Source organism: Nonomuraea sp. K271, from assembly GCF_009908215.1.
GTDB lineage: Bacteria > Actinomycetota > Actinomycetes > Streptosporangiales > Streptosporangiaceae > Nonomuraea > Nonomuraea longispora.
This window is the reverse complement of sequence record NZ_JAAAHR010000011.1, coordinates 85,592-102,315: the sequence shown is the minus strand read 5'-3', so window position 1 is coordinate 102,315 and position 16,724 is coordinate 85,592. Positions and strand designations below refer to the sequence as shown.

At 71.8% G+C, this 16,724-nt stretch carries 17 protein-coding genes; 10 read left to right on the top strand and 7 right to left on the bottom strand.

Annotated elements, in window-relative coordinates; translation table 11 throughout:
- Window positions 1–51: 51 nt before the first annotated feature.
- The 4 genes from GUY59_RS06115 to GUY59_RS06100 form a co-directional block, all read right to left on the bottom strand.
- The gene (locus GUY59_RS06115; protein ID WP_138206198.1) at window positions 52–1,731 is read right to left on the bottom strand and encodes an ABC transporter substrate-binding protein; all 1,680 of its coding nucleotides are present in this window, start codon (window positions 1,729–1,731) and stop codon (window positions 52–54) included.
- A 15-nt stretch (window positions 1,732–1,746) separates the two neighbouring features.
- Complete coding sequence (locus GUY59_RS06110; protein ID WP_138206200.1) at window positions 1,747–3,651, bottom strand: glycoside hydrolase family 127 protein; 1,905 nt, start codon at window positions 3,649–3,651, stop codon at window positions 1,747–1,749.
- 167 nt (window positions 3,652–3,818) lie between these two features.
- The gene (locus GUY59_RS06105) at window positions 3,819–3,971 is read right to left on the bottom strand and encodes a hypothetical protein (protein WP_161714425.1); all 153 of its coding nucleotides are present in this window, start codon (window positions 3,969–3,971) and stop codon (window positions 3,819–3,821) included.
- 179 nt (window positions 3,972–4,150) lie between these two features.
- Window positions 4,151–4,891 (bottom strand): GntR family transcriptional regulator, encoded by a 741-nt coding sequence (locus GUY59_RS06100; protein WP_132341100.1) that lies wholly within the window; start codon window positions 4,889–4,891, stop codon window positions 4,151–4,153.
- A 120-nt stretch (window positions 4,892–5,011) separates the two neighbouring features.
- On the opposite strand from GUY59_RS06100, the gene GUY59_RS06095 reads away from it, so the two are divergent.
- The gene (locus tag GUY59_RS06095) at window positions 5,012–5,803 is read left to right on the top strand and encodes an inositol monophosphatase family protein (protein WP_138206202.1); all 792 of its coding nucleotides are present in this window, start codon (window positions 5,012–5,014) and stop codon (window positions 5,801–5,803) included.
- Here the strand turns inward: GUY59_RS06095 and GUY59_RS06090 are convergent.
- Window positions 5,747–6,460, bottom strand: coding sequence for an HAD family hydrolase (locus GUY59_RS06090; protein WP_138206204.1), 714 nt, complete (start codon window positions 6,458–6,460; stop codon window positions 5,747–5,749). The two genes, GUY59_RS06095 and GUY59_RS06090, sit on opposite strands and share 57 nt — an antisense overlap.
- On the bottom strand, window positions 6,457–7,131 hold the full coding sequence (locus GUY59_RS06085) for a GntR family transcriptional regulator (protein ID WP_236666880.1): 675 nt from the start codon (window positions 7,129–7,131) through the stop codon (window positions 6,457–6,459). Before GUY59_RS06085 ends, GUY59_RS06090 begins: the two co-directional genes overlap by 4 nt.
- Before the next feature lie 68 nt (window positions 7,132–7,199).
- On the opposite strand from GUY59_RS06085, the gene GUY59_RS06080 reads away from it, so the two are divergent.
- From GUY59_RS06080 to GUY59_RS06065, 4 genes are all read left to right on the top strand, one after another.
- Window positions 7,200–8,387: a CaiB/BaiF CoA transferase family protein gene (locus GUY59_RS06080; RefSeq protein ID WP_138206206.1), complete on the top strand. Its 1,188-nt coding sequence runs from the start codon at window positions 7,200–7,202 to the stop codon at window positions 8,385–8,387.
- A complete protein-coding gene (locus GUY59_RS06075) occupies window positions 8,384–9,223 on the top strand; it encodes an HpcH/HpaI aldolase/citrate lyase family protein (RefSeq protein ID WP_138206208.1) in 840 nt (279 codons plus the stop codon). Before GUY59_RS06080 ends, GUY59_RS06075 begins: the two co-directional genes overlap by 4 nt.
- 67 nt (window positions 9,224–9,290) lie before the next feature.
- A complete protein-coding gene (locus GUY59_RS06070) occupies window positions 9,291–10,628 on the top strand; it encodes a TRAP transporter large permease subunit (protein WP_138206210.1) in 1,338 nt (445 codons plus the stop codon).
- Window positions 10,629–10,642: 14 nt separating this feature from the next.
- A complete protein-coding gene (locus GUY59_RS06065) occupies window positions 10,643–10,879 on the top strand; it encodes a hypothetical protein (protein WP_132341038.1) in 237 nt (78 codons plus the stop codon).
- Here the strand turns inward: GUY59_RS06065 and GUY59_RS06060 are convergent.
- Entirely contained in the window at window positions 10,876–11,514 is a 639-nt protein-coding gene (locus GUY59_RS06060) for a TetR/AcrR family transcriptional regulator (protein WP_236666879.1), read from the bottom strand. The genes GUY59_RS06065 and GUY59_RS06060 overlap by 4 nt on opposite strands.
- Window positions 11,515–11,767: 253 nt before the next feature.
- Between GUY59_RS06060 and GUY59_RS06055 the strand changes: the two genes are divergently transcribed.
- The 5 genes from GUY59_RS06055 (at window position 11,768) to GUY59_RS06035 (ending at window position 16,715) form a co-directional block, all read left to right on the top strand.
- Window positions 11,768–12,745: a sugar ABC transporter substrate-binding protein gene (locus tag GUY59_RS06055; RefSeq protein WP_212746306.1), complete on the top strand. Its 978-nt coding sequence runs from the start codon at window positions 11,768–11,770 to the stop codon at window positions 12,743–12,745.
- A 22-nt stretch (window positions 12,746–12,767) separates the two neighbouring features.
- Complete coding sequence (locus tag GUY59_RS06050; RefSeq protein WP_138206214.1) at window positions 12,768–13,808, top strand: ABC transporter permease; 1,041 nt, start codon at window positions 12,768–12,770, stop codon at window positions 13,806–13,808.
- Complete coding sequence (locus GUY59_RS06045; RefSeq protein ID WP_138206216.1) at window positions 13,805–14,560, top strand: ATP-binding cassette domain-containing protein; 756 nt, start codon at window positions 13,805–13,807, stop codon at window positions 14,558–14,560. Before GUY59_RS06050 ends, GUY59_RS06045 begins: the two co-directional genes overlap by 4 nt.
- A 284-nt stretch (window positions 14,561–14,844) precedes the next feature.
- The gene (locus GUY59_RS06040) at window positions 14,845–15,426 is read left to right on the top strand and encodes an ArsR/SmtB family transcription factor (RefSeq protein WP_138206218.1); all 582 of its coding nucleotides are present in this window, start codon (window positions 14,845–14,847) and stop codon (window positions 15,424–15,426) included.
- The gene (locus GUY59_RS06035; protein WP_138206220.1) at window positions 15,426–16,715 is read left to right on the top strand and encodes an MFS transporter; all 1,290 of its coding nucleotides are present in this window, start codon (window positions 15,426–15,428) and stop codon (window positions 16,713–16,715) included. The genes GUY59_RS06040 and GUY59_RS06035 overlap by 1 nt, the downstream gene beginning before the upstream one ends.
- Window positions 16,716–16,724: the final 9 nt, after the last annotated feature.

Here is a 16,724-nt window from a genome sequence, read left to right as displayed (position 1 = left end):
GCAGGTGGCGGGCGGGCCCGCCACCTGCTGTGAGTGAGCTGCGACGGTCATCTACGTGGTCGGCTTGGCCAGGCCGACGGAGACGAGGTCGATCCCGCCGGAGTAGGCGTCGGACAGGTAGGCGCCCGCGATGTTCGAGCCCGTGACCAGGACGACCTTCTCGTAGGCGAGCGGCACCATCGGCGCGCGCTTCATGATCTCCTTGTCCAGCTCGCCGTAGGCCGCGTTGGCCGCCTCGACGTTCTGCATGGCGGCGATCTCGTCGATCCGCTCGTTGATCTCCTTGTCGTCGATCTGCGCCAGGTTCGCGTTGCCCTTGGCGGTGATGGCGCGGCCGTCGAACAGCGGCGGCAGGAACGTCGCGCCGGACGCCCAGTCGGGGCACCAGCCGGTGATCGCGGCGTCGTGCTGCTGCGCCGGAGTTCCGATCACCTCGTAGAACGTCGAGGTGTCGATGTTGTTGATCTTGACGTCGATCTTCACCTGCTTGAGCGCCTCCTGGATCGCCACCGCGACCGCCTGCATCTTCGGCACCGGACGGGTGTCGAGCGTGAGCGAGAACCCGCCGGCCTTGTCCGCCTCGGCCAGCAGCGCCTTGGCCTTGTCCACGTCGTACGGGTACGGGTCGTACTCCACGCGGCCCGCGATGGTCGGCGGCTGGATCGCCGTGCCCTTGAGCGCCAGGCTGGAGCCGCCCAGCGCGGCCACCACGGTGTCCTTGTCGACCGCGTGGTTGATGGCCTGCCGCACCCGCACGTCGCCGAGGTGCTTCTTGGTGGTGTTGAGGCTCATGTACGTCGTGCAGCCGCCCAGGCCGCTGAGCGTGCGCGCCTTGAACTGCGGCGCCTGCACCCGGGCCACGGTCGCCGCCTGGATCGACGGGCCGGCGATGGCGTCGGCGTCGGCGCCCTGACCGGCCAGCATGCGCTCGTCGATCGTGGCCGCGTCGAGGCCGAACGTCCACTGGAAGGCGTCCGGCTTGGCCGCCCGCACGTCGTCGGTCCCGCGTTTCCAGTGCGGGTTGCGTACCAGCTTGAGCGAGGCGTTGCGCTGGTAGCTCGCCACCTTGTACGGCCCGCTCGCGATCGGCTTGCTGTCGAACGCGCCCCCCGCGCCGGTGCCCTTGGGGAAGGGCACGAAGACGGGCTGTGCCAGCGCGCTCGGAAAGTCGGGGAAGGGCTTACGCAGGTGGATGACCACGGTCTTGTCGTCGGGCGTCTCGATGGTGTCGAGGTCGCCCGACAGGTAGGGGCCCTTGTAGTCCTTCGGCGCGTCGAGCAGCATCCTGCCGTACGGCGAGCCGATCCCGGCCTCCGGGTCGAACGCCCGCGAGAAGCCGAACTTCACCGCCTCGCTGTCGATCGGCGTGCCGTCCTCGAAGAACAGGTCGTCCTTGAGGGTGAACGTCCACGTCTTGGCGTCGTCGGACGGCGTTCCCGTGTCGGTGGCGAGATCGGGCACGATCTTCGTGCCCTCGGCCCCCGGGCCCGCGCCGAACGTCGTCAGCCCTCGGTAGATGAGCCGGTAGAAGTTGTTCACGCCGCCGTCGAAGCCGCGCGCGGGGTCCAGGTGCGAGAAGTCCGCGTTGGCCAGGACGTGCACGGTTCCGCCCGTCGCGGGCTTCGCGGCCCCGGCGCCCGCGCTCTGCGAGGGGGCCCCGCCGCCTCCGCACGCGGTGAGCGCCAGCAGGACGGTCAGGGTGACGCTCGTGAGCGCCGCCGATCTCCTCATGTCGCCTTCTTTCCGTCAGATCTCGTGGGCCGGGGACCTGACCCAGACCCGCATGGCTTGGGGGCCGCGGTTGCCCCACAGGAAGTAGGGGACGAAGGTCGCGGTGACGTCCGCCGGCGCTTCCGGCTGCGCGGCCGGCAACTCGGGGTAGAGCTCGGCCGAGGGCGGGGGAGCGGATCCGGCCGTCACGTGGAGCACGACGGCTCCGTCCCGCCGCTCGATGTTCGCGTTAACAACGTCGGGAACGCGCAGCACCAGGTCGTCGACGGGCACCGGGCTGTCCTGCTGCTCGACGCAGTAGACGAGCGGCCCGCGGGCCAGGCTGACCGCGCCCCTGGTGGCGTCGAGGTAGGGATGCGAGCCGTGCGCCCTGACCGGCATGGGCAGGCGCAGCCGTACCTCGTCGCCCGCCGCCCACGCGCGCCGCAGGGTGAGCCAGCCGTCTCGCCGCGCGGCGTCCAGCGGCTCGCCGTTGACGGCGACGGTCACGTCCCTGGCCCAGCCGGGGACCCGCAGCACCAGCTCGTACGGCTCGCCCGGGGCCCGCTGGACCGTGAGGAGCACGTCGCCGTCCCACGGGTAGCCGGTCTCCATGGCCAGGTCCAGCTCCGAGCCCTCGATCCTGGCCGGAGTGTAGACGGTGACCAAGACGGCGCCGTCCCGCTCGGCCGCCACGTAGTCGGAGAGCTGCGCCATCCACCGCACGATGTTGGGTGGGCAGCAGGGGCAGCCGAACCAGGCCCGCCGCAGCGGCTCGCCGCCGGGCTCCGCGCCGCTGCGCTGCTCGTGGTCGGGGCGGCGCTGGAGCGGGTTGTCGTAGAAGAAGGCCGTGCCGTCCGCCGACAACCCCACGGCGTAGGCGTTGTAGAGCACGCGCTCGAAGACGTCCACGTACTCCGCGCCGCCTGTGGCGAGGAACATCCGCCAGGCCCACTGCATGACGGCGACGGCCGCGCAGGTCTCACTGTAGGCCCGTTCCGAGGGCAGCTCGTAGCGGTCGCCGATCGCCTCGTCGGAGTGCCGGCTGCCCAGCCCGCCCGTGATGTAGAGCTTGCTCCCCACCATGTCGTCCCACAGCCGCTCCAGCGCCTCGGCCAGCGACGGGTCGCCCGTCTCCAGGAGCACGTCGGCCGCGCCGGCCGCCAGATAGCCCATGCGCACCGCGTGCCCGGTCACCGACGGCAGCTCGCGGAAGGGCACGTGGTCCTGGAAGTAGTCGCCGGGGAAGATGCTGTGCTTGAGCGCGCCCGTGCCGCGGCGGTCGACGAACCGGGCCGCCTGCGTCAGATAGCGGCGCTCGCCCGTCTCCCTGTACAGCTCGACCAGGGCCATCTCGACCTCGGGATGCCCGCAGACGCCCGTCTCGCCGAACCGGGAGACCACCAGGTCGGCGAAGCGCGTCGCCACCCGCAGCAGCCGGTCGTCGCCCATCCTGCGGTGCGCGGCGACGGCGGCCTGGATCAGGTGGCCCAGGTTGTACAGCTCGTGCCCCCAGGCCAGGTCCTCCCACGGTTTCTTGGGCGCCGCCGGGTCCTGGAAGAAGGAGTTGAGGTAGCCGTCGGGGGCCTGGACACGCTCCAGGAGGCCGACGACCTCCTCGTAGAACGGCCGGACCGGCTCCGCGGCACGGCCGTCGCCGAGGTCGTACGCGAGCCCTTCGAGGGTCTTGTACAGGTCGGTGTCGAGGAAGGGGTACCGGCCGCGGTAGGGGGCGGGGTCCGGGTCCTGGAGGCGGCTCAGGTTGGCGACGTTGCCGGCCGCCCTGAGCTGCTCGATGGTGTGCGGGATCGTGGCCGTGCTGTTCCGGCGCCGCCAGTCGTGGAGCAGACCGCCGGTCATGCGCACCGCGGGGACGGGCCGTACCGCTCCCGCCGCCGTACGTACGGCGCCGGCCGGGGGTTTGACCTGCTTAGACGTCATGAACCATCCCAGTAATGTGTGGCATTGCACTGACCTTAAGTGCCGGAAAGGCCTGTTGCCAAGGGTTGCGGGAGCACTGATGACAAGAAGATGACCCGTCCGGAAATTTCCGGACGGGTCGGGTGCGTGGCGCCCGCGGTGGCCGCCGGCCCCGCGACAGCCGTGTCTCAGCAGGTCCTGAGCCCGTCAAAACGTTGCGGCCACTCCCACGTGAACGTGCTGTAACGGCTGCCCGGCTCCATGTACGTGCAGACGCCGTCCGGCCCGTTGGCCAGCCTGACCCGGAACTCCACGCCTTCGAGCAGTTGTTCCAGACCCACAGCTTGTCCTTGGCCCCGTCGTCGTCGAGCTTGAAGGTGAGGCAGGACGGTGCCGCCGCCTGCGCGGGAGCCGGAGCGGCGACCATGGCGGCGGCCGCGAAGACGCCTGCGGCGATCATCGTTCCGGTACGCATGTCTGTCCCGCTCGCTCGGGCGCGATCGCTGACGGGGCCGCGTCCTCAGCGCTCGATGAGCGTGACCTCCAGCGAGTAGTGCGAGGCCCGGTAGACGTGCGAGCCGTGCTCGACGGCCCTGCCCTGGTCGTCGTACGTCGTGCGGATCATGGTGAGCAGGGGTGCGCCGCGCCGCTCGTCCAGCAGCTTCGCCTCCGACTGGCCGGCGGCGCGCGCGCCGATGCGCTGGTTGGCCACCCGCATCCGCACGCCGGCGCCGCGCAGCAGCTCGTAGAGGCCGCGCTCCTCGAGGCCGGCGGCGGTGAGCGGGGCCAGGCCGAGCGGCAGCCAGTTGTGCAGCACGGCCAGCGGCTCGCCGGCCGCGAAGCGCAGGCGTTCGAGATAGAGGATCTCCGTGCCCGGCTCCACGCCCAGGATGCCGGCGATGTCCTCGTCGACCGGGCGCGGCTCCAGGGCGAGCACCTGCGTGGCCGGCTCCTGGCCGGCCCTGCGCAGGTCGTCGTAGAGGCTCGTCAGCTCCACCGAGCGCTTGACCTGCCCGTGCACCACCTGCGTGCCGACACCCCGCTTGCGGACGAGCAGGCCCTTGTCCACGAGATACTGGATCGCCTGGCGGATCGTGGGCCGCGACAGGCCGAGCTTGTCGGCCAGCAGGATCTCGTTGTCGAGCCGCGAGCCCGGTGCCAGGTCACCCCGCCGGATCGCCTCGGCGATCTGCTCGGCCACCTGGAAATAGAGTGGCACGGGGCTGGATCGATCCAGGTCGATGGCGAGATCGCGGGTCATGCTGATCAGCTTAACCGAGGTCATAATGTCCTGACAAACAGGTCAGGGAAGGGCGTGCTGCCGCCCGGGATCGGGCATGACGGTTGCGATGACCTCGATCGACTGACGTTGGAGCTCCGCATGGACGTGACCCCTCTGCTGGACACCGCCACCGAGGCGGCCAGAGCCGTCGGCCCCAGGCTGCGCAAGGCCTTCAGGTCCCGGCCCGCCGTGACCACCAAACGCGACTTCCACGATCCCGTGACCGAGCATGACCGGGCGGCCGAGGAGACCATCCGCGCGGTCATCGGCGCCCGCTACCCCGGCAGCGTGATCGTGGGGGAGGAGGGCGGCACGACCGGCTCGGGCGACCTGGTCTGGTACGTCGACCCCATCGACGGCACCGCCAACTTCGCCGCCGGGCTGCCGTTCTTCTGCGTGTCCATCGCCGCCGCCGTCGGGGGCGAGCTGGTGGCGGGCGTCGTGTACGACCCGGTGCGCGAGGACGAGTTCACCGCCTCCGCCGACGGCGCCTGGTGTGACGGCACGCCCCTGCGCAGCGCCGGGGCCGGCGCCGACCGGGAGGCGACGTTGCTGACGAGCTACCCCTCACCCCACGACCTGGACGCCGAGGGCGAGGAGGCGCTGCGGCGCTACCGGCGTTTCCTGGAGTCCTTCGCCGCCGTGCGCAGGCCGGGCAGCGCGGCGCTGAACCTGGCGCACGTGGCCGCGGGATGGTCCGACGCCGCGTACGGTACCCGGGTCAGCCCGTGGGACGTGGCGGCGGGAGCGCTGCTCGTGCGCCGGGCCGGCGGCGTCTACCTGGGAGATCCCCTGGCCGCCGGCGACTACCTGGCCCACGTGGGCGGCTTCGCGCTAGAGGACTCCACGCTGGCCGAGGTCGCCGAAAAGCCCCGCCAGGCCGGTCAGTGAGGTGATGCGAGGGAACCCGGCGGGCGGCGGCTCCACGCCGGACCGGTCGAGCCAGACCGACGGCATCCCGGCCGCCGCCGGCCCCGTCACGTCGTTCACCACGTCGTCGCCCACCAGCACGACCTCCTCCGGCGCCAGGCCGAGCGCCGACGCGGCCCCCGCGTACGACGCGGGCGACGGCTTGAAGTGCCCGCCCAGCACCTCGCCGGTCAGCACCGGGCCCACCAGCCCTCCGAGCCCGATCGCCCGGACCTTTTCCTCCTGCATCTGCTGGGCTCCGTTCGTGAGCACGCCGAGCGCGAACCCGCCCAGCTCCCTCACCGCCCCGGCCGCGTCGGGGAAGGCCGTCCACCCGCGCCGGTAGCGGGCGGTGAAGTCGGCGTAGGCGGCGTCGAGGTCGCCGGGTTCGGGCACGGCCAGCTCCTCGCAGAGCGCGCGGAGCCGCAGCCGCCGCTGCTCCTGCACCGAGCACTCGCCGCGCTGCCACATCGCCAGGTACGGCCCCTCCAGCTCCGCCCAGAGCGCGGCCACCTCGCCCAGCCGGGAGCGGCTGGGCGCGCGGGCGGACATCCAGGACACGATGGCGGCGTCGGCGGCGCCCCGGTGGTCGAGCAGCGTGCCGTCAAGGTCGAACAGCACCCCCTTGACGCCTCTCATGCCAGGTCTCCCGTGAGCGGGCCGGAGGTCTCCTGGCGGTATTCGCCCGCGCGGTTGATGTGGTCGACCATGATGCGTTCCGCGGCCGCCCCGTCGCCCGCGGCCAGCGCGGTCAGGATGTCCTCGTGCGCCTCCATCTGGGCCTTGACCTGGGCCTCGTCCAGCCAGAGCGACGCCTCGGCGGGCACGGGGAAGCTGTTGCGCACCGATCGGGCGTGCGCGCCCAGGAAGGCGGGGCCGCCGATGTCGACGATGCGCAGGTGGAAGTGCCTGCTCTGCTCGCCGAGCAGGGCGTACCTGCCGTGCTCGGCGTCCGCGGCCATCGCGGCGTGCAGTTCGCGCAGCGAGGCCAGCTGTTCCGGGGTGATCCTGGCGGCCGCCAGCCGCGCCCCCAGGCCCTCGACCACCGCGCGCAGGCCGTAGTATTCCGCGAGCGCCTCGTCGCCCAGGTCGACCACGGTCGCGCCGTGGTGCGCCTCGTAGCTGATCAGCCGGTCCTTCTCCAGCCTGCGCAGGGCCTCGCGTACGGGCGTGACCGACACCCCCAGCCGTTTGGCCACCTCGCCGGCCCGCAACGCCGTGCCGCCGGGGATCCGCGCGCTGCGGATCTCGTCGAGGAGCACGCTGTAGACGTACTCGGCCTTGCTCATGGGAGGTCGTGGGGTCCGCATGCGTCAAGTGTCTCCCAGAAGAGGCTCATGTCTTGACCTATGACATATTTCTTATAAGTTACATTCCCATGACAAGCCTCGCTGACCTGCGGGTCATCGACGCGGCGACCTTGTTCGCCGGTCCCTCCGCCGCGATGATGCTGGGCGACTTCGGCGCCGACGTCGTCAAGATCGAGCATCCCCGCCGCGGCGACCCCTCACGCGGGCACGGCGCGTCCGTGGACGGCGTGGGGCTGTGGTGGAAGACGTTGTCGCGCAACAAGCGCAACGCGGCCGTCGACCTGTCGCGGGCCGAGGGGCAGGAGATCCTGCGCCGCCTGGCCGAGCGGTCCGACGTGCTGATCGAGAACTTCCGCCCCGGCACGCTGGAACGCTGGAACCTCGCCCCTGATGACCTCCTGCGGGCCAACCCGCGGCTGGTCGTCGCGCGGATGACCGGCTTCGGGCAGTCCGGCCCGATGTCCTCGCGGCCGGGGTTCGGGACGCTGGCCGAGGCCATGAGCGGATTCGCGGCCATGACCGGCCAGCCCGACGGCCCGCCCACGCTGCCGCCGCTGGCTCTCGCCGACGGCATCGCGGGCCTGGCCATGTCGTACGCCATCATGGTGGCGCTGCACGCCCGCGAGCGCACCGGCCGCGGGCAGGTCATCGACCTGGCCATCATCGAGCCCATCCTCGGCCTGCTGGGGCCGCAGATGAGCGCGTACAAGGCCCTCGGGATCGTGCCCGAGCGCACCGGCAACCGCTCCACCAGCAACGCCCCGCGCAACACCTACCGCACCCGCGACGGCCGCTGGCTGGCCATCTCCACCAGCGCGCAGCCCATCGCGGAACGGGTCATGACCCTCGTCGGGCGGGCCGACCTGGTCGAGCAGCCGTGGTTCGCCAGCGGGCACGGGCGGGTGCAGCACGTCGACGAGCTGGACGAGGCGGTCTCCTCGTGGATCGCCGGGCGGGACGCCGACGAGGTCATCGCCCGCTTCGAGGAGGTGCAGGCCGCGGTCGCGCCCATCTACGACATCTCCGACGTCGCGAGAGACCCGCAGTACGGGGCCCTGAACACGTTCGTGGAGGTGCCGGACGAGGAGCTCGGCTCGGTCACCATGCAGAACGTGTTGTTCCGCATGTCGGACACGCCCGGCGAGATCCGCTGGCCCGGCCGGCCCTTGGGCAGGGACACCGACGAGGTGCTCGCCGAGCTCGACTACCCGGACGAGCGGATCGCGGCGCTGCGCGAGGCGGGGGTGATCGCGTGAACCCGCCCGTGACCTGGCTGTACGTTCCCGGCGACCGGCCCGAGCGGTTCGGCAAGGCGGTCGCGTCCGGGGCCGACGTGGTGATCCTCGACCTCGAGGACGCGGTCGCGCCCGCCCGCAAGGACGAGGCCCGCGCCAACGCCGTCGCCTACCTGCGCTCCCGCGCGGACGAGCCGTCCGGCCCGCAGGTGCATGTCCGGGTCAACGACCTCTCTGCCGGGCGCGGCCGGGCCGACCTGGAAGCGGTCGGCGAACTGGCCGACGGCGTACGGCTGCCCAAGGTCGAGTCTCCCGCCGTGCTCGACCTGATCGCCGGTGCGCCCGCGTACGCGCTGCTCGAATCGGCGGCGGGGATCGTCGCCGCCCGCGAGATCGCCGCCCACCCGCGCGTCGCCGGCGTCGCGCTCGGCGAGCAGGACCTGGCCGCCGAGCTGGCCGTCACCGACGAGCACGCCATGAACCACCTCAGGCTCCAGGTCGTGCTGGTCGCCGCCGCGGCCGGCCTGCCCCCGGTGCCCATGTCCGTTCACCCGCACGTCGAGGACGAGGCCGGCCTGCTGGCCTCCTGCCGGGCCGGCCGCGCGCTCGGCCTGTTCGGCAGGACCGCGATCCACCCCCGCCAGATCCCCGTGATCAGGCGGGCCTTCCGCCCGGACGACGACGAGGTGGCCAGGGCCGCCGAGATCGTCGAGGCCGCCGAACGGGCCGAACGGACGGACACCGGCGCGATCGCGCTGCCCGACGGCCGTTTCGTGGACGCGCCGATCGTCGCCAGGGCTCGCCGGACCGTGGCCCTGGCCCGCAGTCTCGCCGACCCGCCGTCCTCGGACGGCTGAACCCCGGGACCCCCGCCCACCGCCCGCCGGAGCGCGTGGAACCGTCCCCCACTGGAGGAACTTCGCCATGGGAATCGCCGTATGGGCGCTCGTCGCCTACATCGCCATCATCGTCGTCTGGAACGGCGTGCTGAAACGTGGCATCGGTGAGGCGATGCTCCTCGGGTTCGTGGCCATCTGCCTGTTCGGCGGCGCCGACTTCTTCGGCCTGGCCTGGTCGGGCATCACCGAGGCGCTGGCCGAGGAGGTCGTCTTCGCGGCGCTGGCGTTCGTGTTCATGGGCTACCTGCTCACCCGGCTCGGGCTCATCCAGGAGCAGGTCACCGTGCTGAACTCGGTCTTCGGCCGGCTGCGCGGCGGCGCCGGGTACGTCTCCACCTCGGCGGCCGCCCTGCTCGGCGGGCCGTCGGGCTCCGGGTCCGGCATCGCCGCGTCCGTGGGATCGGTGACCATCCCGTGGATGACGAAATCGGGCTGGCGCCCCGACCTGGCCGCCTCACTGGTGGCGGGCAACGCCGGGCTCGGCATCTCGATCCCGCCGAGCTCGTCGATCTTCCTGCTGCTCGGGTCCGCGGCGGTGGCGCCCGTCCTGACCGCCGACCAGCTGTTCGTGCCCGCGCTGGTGGGCGGGCTGTGGACGGTGGCGTACCGGTTCGTGCTGGTGTTCCTGTGGGTGCGGCGGCACGGGATCGCCGCCACCGACGCGGCCGACATCGTCCCGCTGCGGGCGGCGCTGCGGGCCGGGTGGACGTCGCTGCTGGTGTACGCGGGCATCGTCGTCCCGGTGTTGATGACCCTGGACTTCGGCGTCGAGCTCATGGAGTCGCGGGTGGGGGAGGCGGCCGACGACGTCAGCATCGTCGTGTGGATCCCCGTGCTGACGGTGCTGGTCACCCTCGCGGTGGCGTGGAAGCGGCTGCCGCGCACCGGCCGCGCCTGGAGTGAGCTGCTCGCCGACCTGGCCCCCAGGTACGCGGTCATCGGCGCGACGCTGTTCTTCGCCTTCGCGGCCGCCGCCACCCTGGGCGAGCTGGGCCTGGTCGAGCAGCTGACCGCGATCATGCAGTCGCTCGACGCCCCGGCCGTGGTCATCGCCACCCTGGTCGGCCTGCTGATCGTGATCGTCGCCGCGCCGCTGACCTCCACCGCGACGATCGCCGCGGTCGGCGGCGTGGCCTTCAGCGCGCTGACCGCCGCGGGGATGGACCCGGCGGCCGCGGCCACCGCCGTCATGATTTTCGCCTCGACCGAGGGGGCCTCCCCGCCGGGCGCCGCCCCCATCTACATCGCCTGCGGCATCGCCCAGGTCGATCCGGCCAGGACGTTCGTCCGCCTGATCGTCTGGTTCGTCATCCCGACGCTCGTCATCGGCGTGCTGGTGGCCACCGGCGCGTTGCCGATCTGAGAGGAAGTCACAACGTGAACGCCGTCAAGACCACGACCATGGTCCTGTTCAAGATCGGCCTGGTGCTGTTCCTCGTGCTCGGGGTCGTCGTCGTGCTGACCCAGGCGGCCGGCCTGATCGCCGGCAGCCCCGGCCTGGTCTCCGGCGTCGTGTCGGCGCTGGGCCTGGCGATGACCGTGGCGGCCGGCGCGACCGGCCTGCTCGCCTTCGTGATGGCGTACGTGTTCGGCTGGAAACCCGGCGAGGACTAGCCTGCCGGGCTCCAGCGGGCCGCGAGTTCCGCGTCCTCGGGCGGCGGGCCGGGCAGCTCGCGGTGGCCGGCCGGCACCCGCAGCGCGTCCATCGCGAGGGCAAGGAAGCGGTGGCGCAGCTGCGCGGTGCGCTTCTCGTCGCCCAGCCTGATCGAGGCGATCTGCTCCAGCAGCAGCGAGATGTCGGTGACCGTCACGTCGGGCCGCAGCGCGCCCGCCTCGGCCGTGCGGCGGTGGATCTCCTCGGCCAGGACGCCGGCTCTGGCCGCGTCGCGGTTGAGCTCCTCCGTCGGGTGGAAGGTGCCGGCCAGTTTGATCGTCAGTGAGCTGGTGTCGGCGTGGACGAGGCCGCGCAGGCAGCCGGCGAATGCCTCCCACGCGTCGCCCTCCTGTGCCAGCGCCCGCTCGGTGACCTCGATGTAGAGCTTCAGCCCGTCGCCGCAGAGTTTCTGCAGCAGGGCCTCCTTGCTGGGGTAGCGGCGGTAGAGCGCGCTGATCCCGACCCCCGCCTTCTCGGCCACGGCCGCTATGGGGGCACCCGGGTCGGAGGTGAAGACCGCCCTGGCCGCCTGGAGGATCAGCTCGTCGTTACGTGCGGCCTGGGCCTTGCGGCCGCTCATGGGTGCGCTCGTCATGGGTCCATCTTATGGGAACGTACGATTCCGTTCTGCCGACCGTGATATGCGTATAGGGTACGCATCGCGTCGCCGAGGTGACGGCCATGATCCCGCGGCGACCGGGCCCATCGGGCCCATCTGGCCGGTCGAGCACGGACGGTGCCGCGCCCGCCGCGAAGGGAAGAAGATCGCCGCATTGGTCCGTATGTCTATACATGGTGTTGACATTGAGGTAGAACCGTGGCTAGCCCGTTGGTCTTGGAGGTGTCCTGTGAGACGTACCCCGATCGTGCTGGCCCTGGTGGGCGCGCTTGTCATGACAGGTTGTTCCTCGGGAGGGGAGAGCGCGCAGAGCGCCCCGCCCGCCTCGTCCGCCGCGGCCGGGGGCGGTGACGCGAGTTTCGCGGTCATCACCCACGGAGCGGCCGGCGACTCCTTCTGGGACGTGGTCAAGAACGGCGCGGAGGCCGCGGGCAAGCAGTACGGCGTGCGGGTCACCTACCAGGGCGACGGTGACCCCGCCAAACAGTCGCAGCTCATCGACCAGGCCGTCTCCGGGAAGGTGGACGGCATCGTGGTCTCGATGGCCAACCCGGACGCGCTCAAGGAGGCCGTCGGCAAGGCCGTCGCGGCGAAGATCCCGGTCGTCACGATCAACTCGGGCGCGGAGTCGTCGAAGGCCTTCGGCGCCCTCACGCACGTCGGCCAGTCGGAGGACGTCGCCGGGCGCGGCGCGGGCGAGCAGCTCAAGGCGGCAGGCGTCACCAAACTGGTCTGCGTCGTCCACGAGGCCGGCAACGTCGGCCTCGACCAGCGCTGCAAGGGCGCTGAGGAGACGCTCGGCGGCACGGTCGAGCGGCTGCAGGTGGACATCGGCAACCTGGCCGACGTGACCTCCAAGGTCACCGCGAAGCTCCAGTCGGACCAGCAGGTCAACGGCGTGCTGGCGCTCAACCCGGCCATCGCGATCGCCGCCAGGGACGCCGTCGCCGACTCCGGCTCGCAGGCCAAGCTCGCCACGTTCGACCTGTCGGCCGACGTGGTCGACGCGATCAAGGCGGACGAGATCCTGTTCGCCGTGGACCAGCAGCAGTACCTGCAGGGGTTCCTGCCGATCACGTTCCTGAACCTGTACAGGACCAACCTCAACACCGTCGGCGGCGGCCTGCCGGTCAACACCGGGCCCGGCTTCGTCACCAAGGACAACGCCGAGCAGGTGGCCAAGCTGGCCGAGGCGGGCACCCGATGACGACGTGCGCCGGGGCGGCCGCATGACGGGCGCGCAGGTCCGGACCGACGACCGCATGGCCGACGTGGGAGCGGTCCGGCGGCTGCTGATCAGGCCGGAGTTGGGCGCGGTCGTCGGCATGGTCGCGGTGTTCGCGTTCTTCGCCTCCCAGTCGCCGGTGTTCCGCTCGCCGGCCGGCATCGCCAACTGGCTGGACCCGGCCGCCACGCTCGGCATCATGGCGGTCGCGGTGGCGCTGCTGATGATCGGCGGCGAGTTCGACCTGTCGGCCGGCGTGCTGACCGGCACCAGCGGGCTGATCCTGGTCACGCTGGCCACCCGGTTCGGCTTCAACGTGTGGGCGGCCATGCTGGCCGGCCTCGTCGTGGCGCTGGCCGTGGGGTTCGCCAACGGCATGGTCGTCACCAGGACGCGGCTGCCCAGCTTCATCGTCACCCTGGGCACGTTCCTCATGCTGCAGGGAATCAACCTCGGCGTCACCAAGGCCATCACCGGGACGGTCCAGGTCAGCGGGCTGCGCAGGGCCGACGGGTTCGAGGGCGCGGCCGCGGTCTTCGCGGGCACGATCGAGATCGGCGGCACCTCGTTCCGGGTGGCGATTTTGTGGTGGGTCGTGGTGACCGCGGTGGCCACCTGGGTGCTCATGCGCTCCAGGGCCGGCAACTGGATCTTCGCGGTGGGCGGCAACGAGCAGGCCGCCCGCAACGTCGGCGTGCCGGCCGCGCGGACGAAGATCGCGCTGTTCATGACCACGGCGTTCGCGGCCTGGCTGGTGGGCTCGATCATGGCGCTGCGCTACACGTCCGTGCAGGCCAACATCGGCATCGGGCAGGAGTTCATCTACATCATCGCGGCCGTGATCGGCGGCTGCCTGCTCACGGGCGGGTACGGCTCGGCCGTCGGGGCCGCCATCGGCGCGGTCATCTTCGGCATGGCCGACAAGGGCATCGTGTTCCTGGGCTGGGACGCCGACTGGTTCAAGTTCTTCCTCGGCGCGATGCTGCTGCTGGCGACGCTGGCCAACCGCCTGGTCCGGCGGTACGCCGAGGAGGTGCGACATTGATTCTCGAGACCCGCGGCATCGGCAAGACGTTCGGCTCGGTGCTGGCGCTGCGCGACGTGTCGATGGGCGTGACGGCCGGCCAGGTCACCTGCGTGCTCGGCGACAACGGCGCGGGCAAGTCGACGCTCATCAAGATCCTGTCCGGCGTGCACCGGCACGACGCGGGCACGCTGCTGGTCGACGGGGCGGAGGTGAGCTTCGCCAGCCCGCGCGAGGCGCTCGACCGCGGCATCGCCACCGTCTACCAGGACCTGGCGATGATCCCGCTCATGTCGGTGTGGCGCAACTTCTTCCTCGGCTCGGAGCCGCGCAAGGGCCTGGCCTTCGACGTGGCCAAGGCCCGGCGGGTGGCGCGCGAGGAACTGCGGGCCATGGGCATCGACATCCGCGACGTGGACCAGCCGGTCGGCACGCTGTCCGGCGGTGAGCGGCAGTCGGTGGCCATCGCCAGGGCCGTGTACTTCGGTGCCCGCGTGCTCATCCTCGACGAGCCGACCTCGGCGCTGGGCGTCAAACAGGCCGGCGTGGTGCTGCGCTACATCGCCAGAGCCCGCGACCGGGGCCTCGGCGTGGTCTTCATCACCCACAACCCGCACCACGCCTACCCGGTGGGCGACCGCTTCCTGCTGCTCAACCGGGGCACGAGCCTCGGCGAGTACGCCAAGGGTGAGATCACCACGCAGGAGCTGACCACGCTCATGTCCGGCGGGGCGGAGCTGGAGGAACTCGCCCACGAGCTGGAGCGGGAGTGACTTTGGGCGACATTTGACCGATTCGGGCGATTCTCCGAACGTACGGACCGGGCAGAGACCCTCATAGGTACGACTCGTGCCATCGGGGGATCGATTGATCTACAACGTAAAGGCGCCCGGCGTCGTACGGTGGCGCTCACTCCTGTACGGCCCGTTATTACCCAGCGCGACGGCCGCCCGAGCTCCGGAGCCGGGCGGCCGTCGCATGCCTGGCCGCGCCGAATGCAAACAGTTCTTCGCGAAGAAGTCTTTGCGAAGAACTGTTGGTGGTTTAGTCTCGCCACATGACGCAATCCAGGGACGGCGTGGTCGTCCTCGATGCCAAAGGTCTGCGGGCCCTGGCCCATCCAGTTCGCGTGCAGCTCGTGGACCTGCTGCGCCGGCACGGTCCCTCCACCGCGACCCGGCTGGCCGAGCGCCTGGGGGTCAACTCGGGCACGGCCAGCTACCACCTGCGCAGGCTCGGCGCGGCGGGCTTCGTCGAGGAGGACACCGAGCGCGGCAACGCGCGCGAGCGCTGGTGGCGCTCGGTCCACCGCACGACCCGCCTGACCGGCGAGGAACTGGCGGAGCGGGAGCCGGAGGCGGTGCTCGCCTACCTGCAGTCGATCGCCGCCCTCTACAACCTGCGCGCCCAGCGGGCACTCAACGAGATGCAGACCATGCCGGGGGAGTGGCGGCACGTGCTCGACCTCAGCTCGTTCGCGCTGCGGCTCACCCCGGAAGAGGGCCTGCGGTTGCGCGAGGAACTGGGCGCGGTCATCGCCCGCTACCGGCAGGACGAGCCCGGTGCGATCGCGCCCGAAGGCTCGGCACGCGTCTCGCTGATCACCCAGCTGCTCCCCGAACCGCCGGAGGAGACCTGATGGGAGGGCGTGCGTCCTTACGCCCGCTGACCGGGCTGCTCGCCGCCGTGACCGTGTCACTGACCGCGACGCGCGTGTCGGCCATCGCGCTGCCCTGGTTCGTGCTGGAGTCCACGGGCAGCGCGGCCCAGACGGGACTGGTGGCGTTCGCGGAGATGGCGCCGTACGTGCTGGCCAAGGCGCTGACCGGGCCGATGGTCGACCGGGGGCCGCGCCGGATCTCGTATATCACCGACCTGGTGAGCGCCTCCACCGCCGGGGCGGTGGTCCTGCTGCACGGGCTCGGTCTCCTGCCGCTCGGCGCGCTGATCGCGCTGGTGGCGGTGATCGGCGCGGCCCGGGGGCCTGGAGATCTGGCGAAACAGGTCATGGTCCCGGAGGCGGCCGAGCGCGGGCGGGTGCCGCTGGAGCGGGCCGCCGGGCTCATGGGCGTGACGGACCGCCTGGCGCAGACGGCCGGGCCGGCGGCCGGCGGTGCGGTCGTGGCGCTGGCCGGCGCGATGACGAGCCTGGTGATCAGCGCCGCGTGTTTCGCGCTCGGGTCCATGCTGGTGGCCTGGGCGCTGCCGCGCGGCATGGGACACCGCGCGCCGGCTGAGCAGGACGAGGAGGGGTACTGGCGGCGTTTCGGCCATGGCTTCGCGTTCCTGCGCGGCGAGCCGCTGCTCCTCGCCGTGGCCTTCATGGTCGGCATCACCAACCTGCTCGACGCGGCCTTCAGCCAGGTGCTCGCGCCCGTGTGGGCCAAGGAGTCCGGCCACGGCCCCGCGGCCCTCGGCCTGAACAGCGCCGTGATGGGGGCGACCGCGGCCGGCGGCAGTCTGGTCGCCGCGGCGGTCGCGCACCGCATGCGGCGCAGGCCGGTGTTCTTCGTCGCGTTCCTGATCGCCGGGCCGCCGAGATTTCTCATCCTCGCCACCGACCTGCCGTTGCCCGCCATCGTGGCGGTGTTCGCGCTCGGCGGGTTCGCCAGCGGGTTCCTCAACCCCATCCTGGGGGCGATCTCGTACGAGCGGGTCCCACGGCCCCTGCTCGGCCGTGTGAACGCCCTGCAGACGTCGCTGGCCTGGGCCGGAATCCCGCTGGGCGGTCTGCTGGGCGGGGTCGCGGTCGCCGCGGCCGGGCTGGCGCCGACCCTGCTGGCCGGCGGGTCCGCGTACGGGCTCACCACCAGCCTGACGGGGCTGCGGCGCGAATGGCGGGAGATGGACCGGCAGCGCGGTCACGGGCCGCCCGCCGTGGCGGCGGAGAAGGGTGCCGCGGAGAAGGCTGCCGGGGATCGGGGGTGAGGCCGCGGG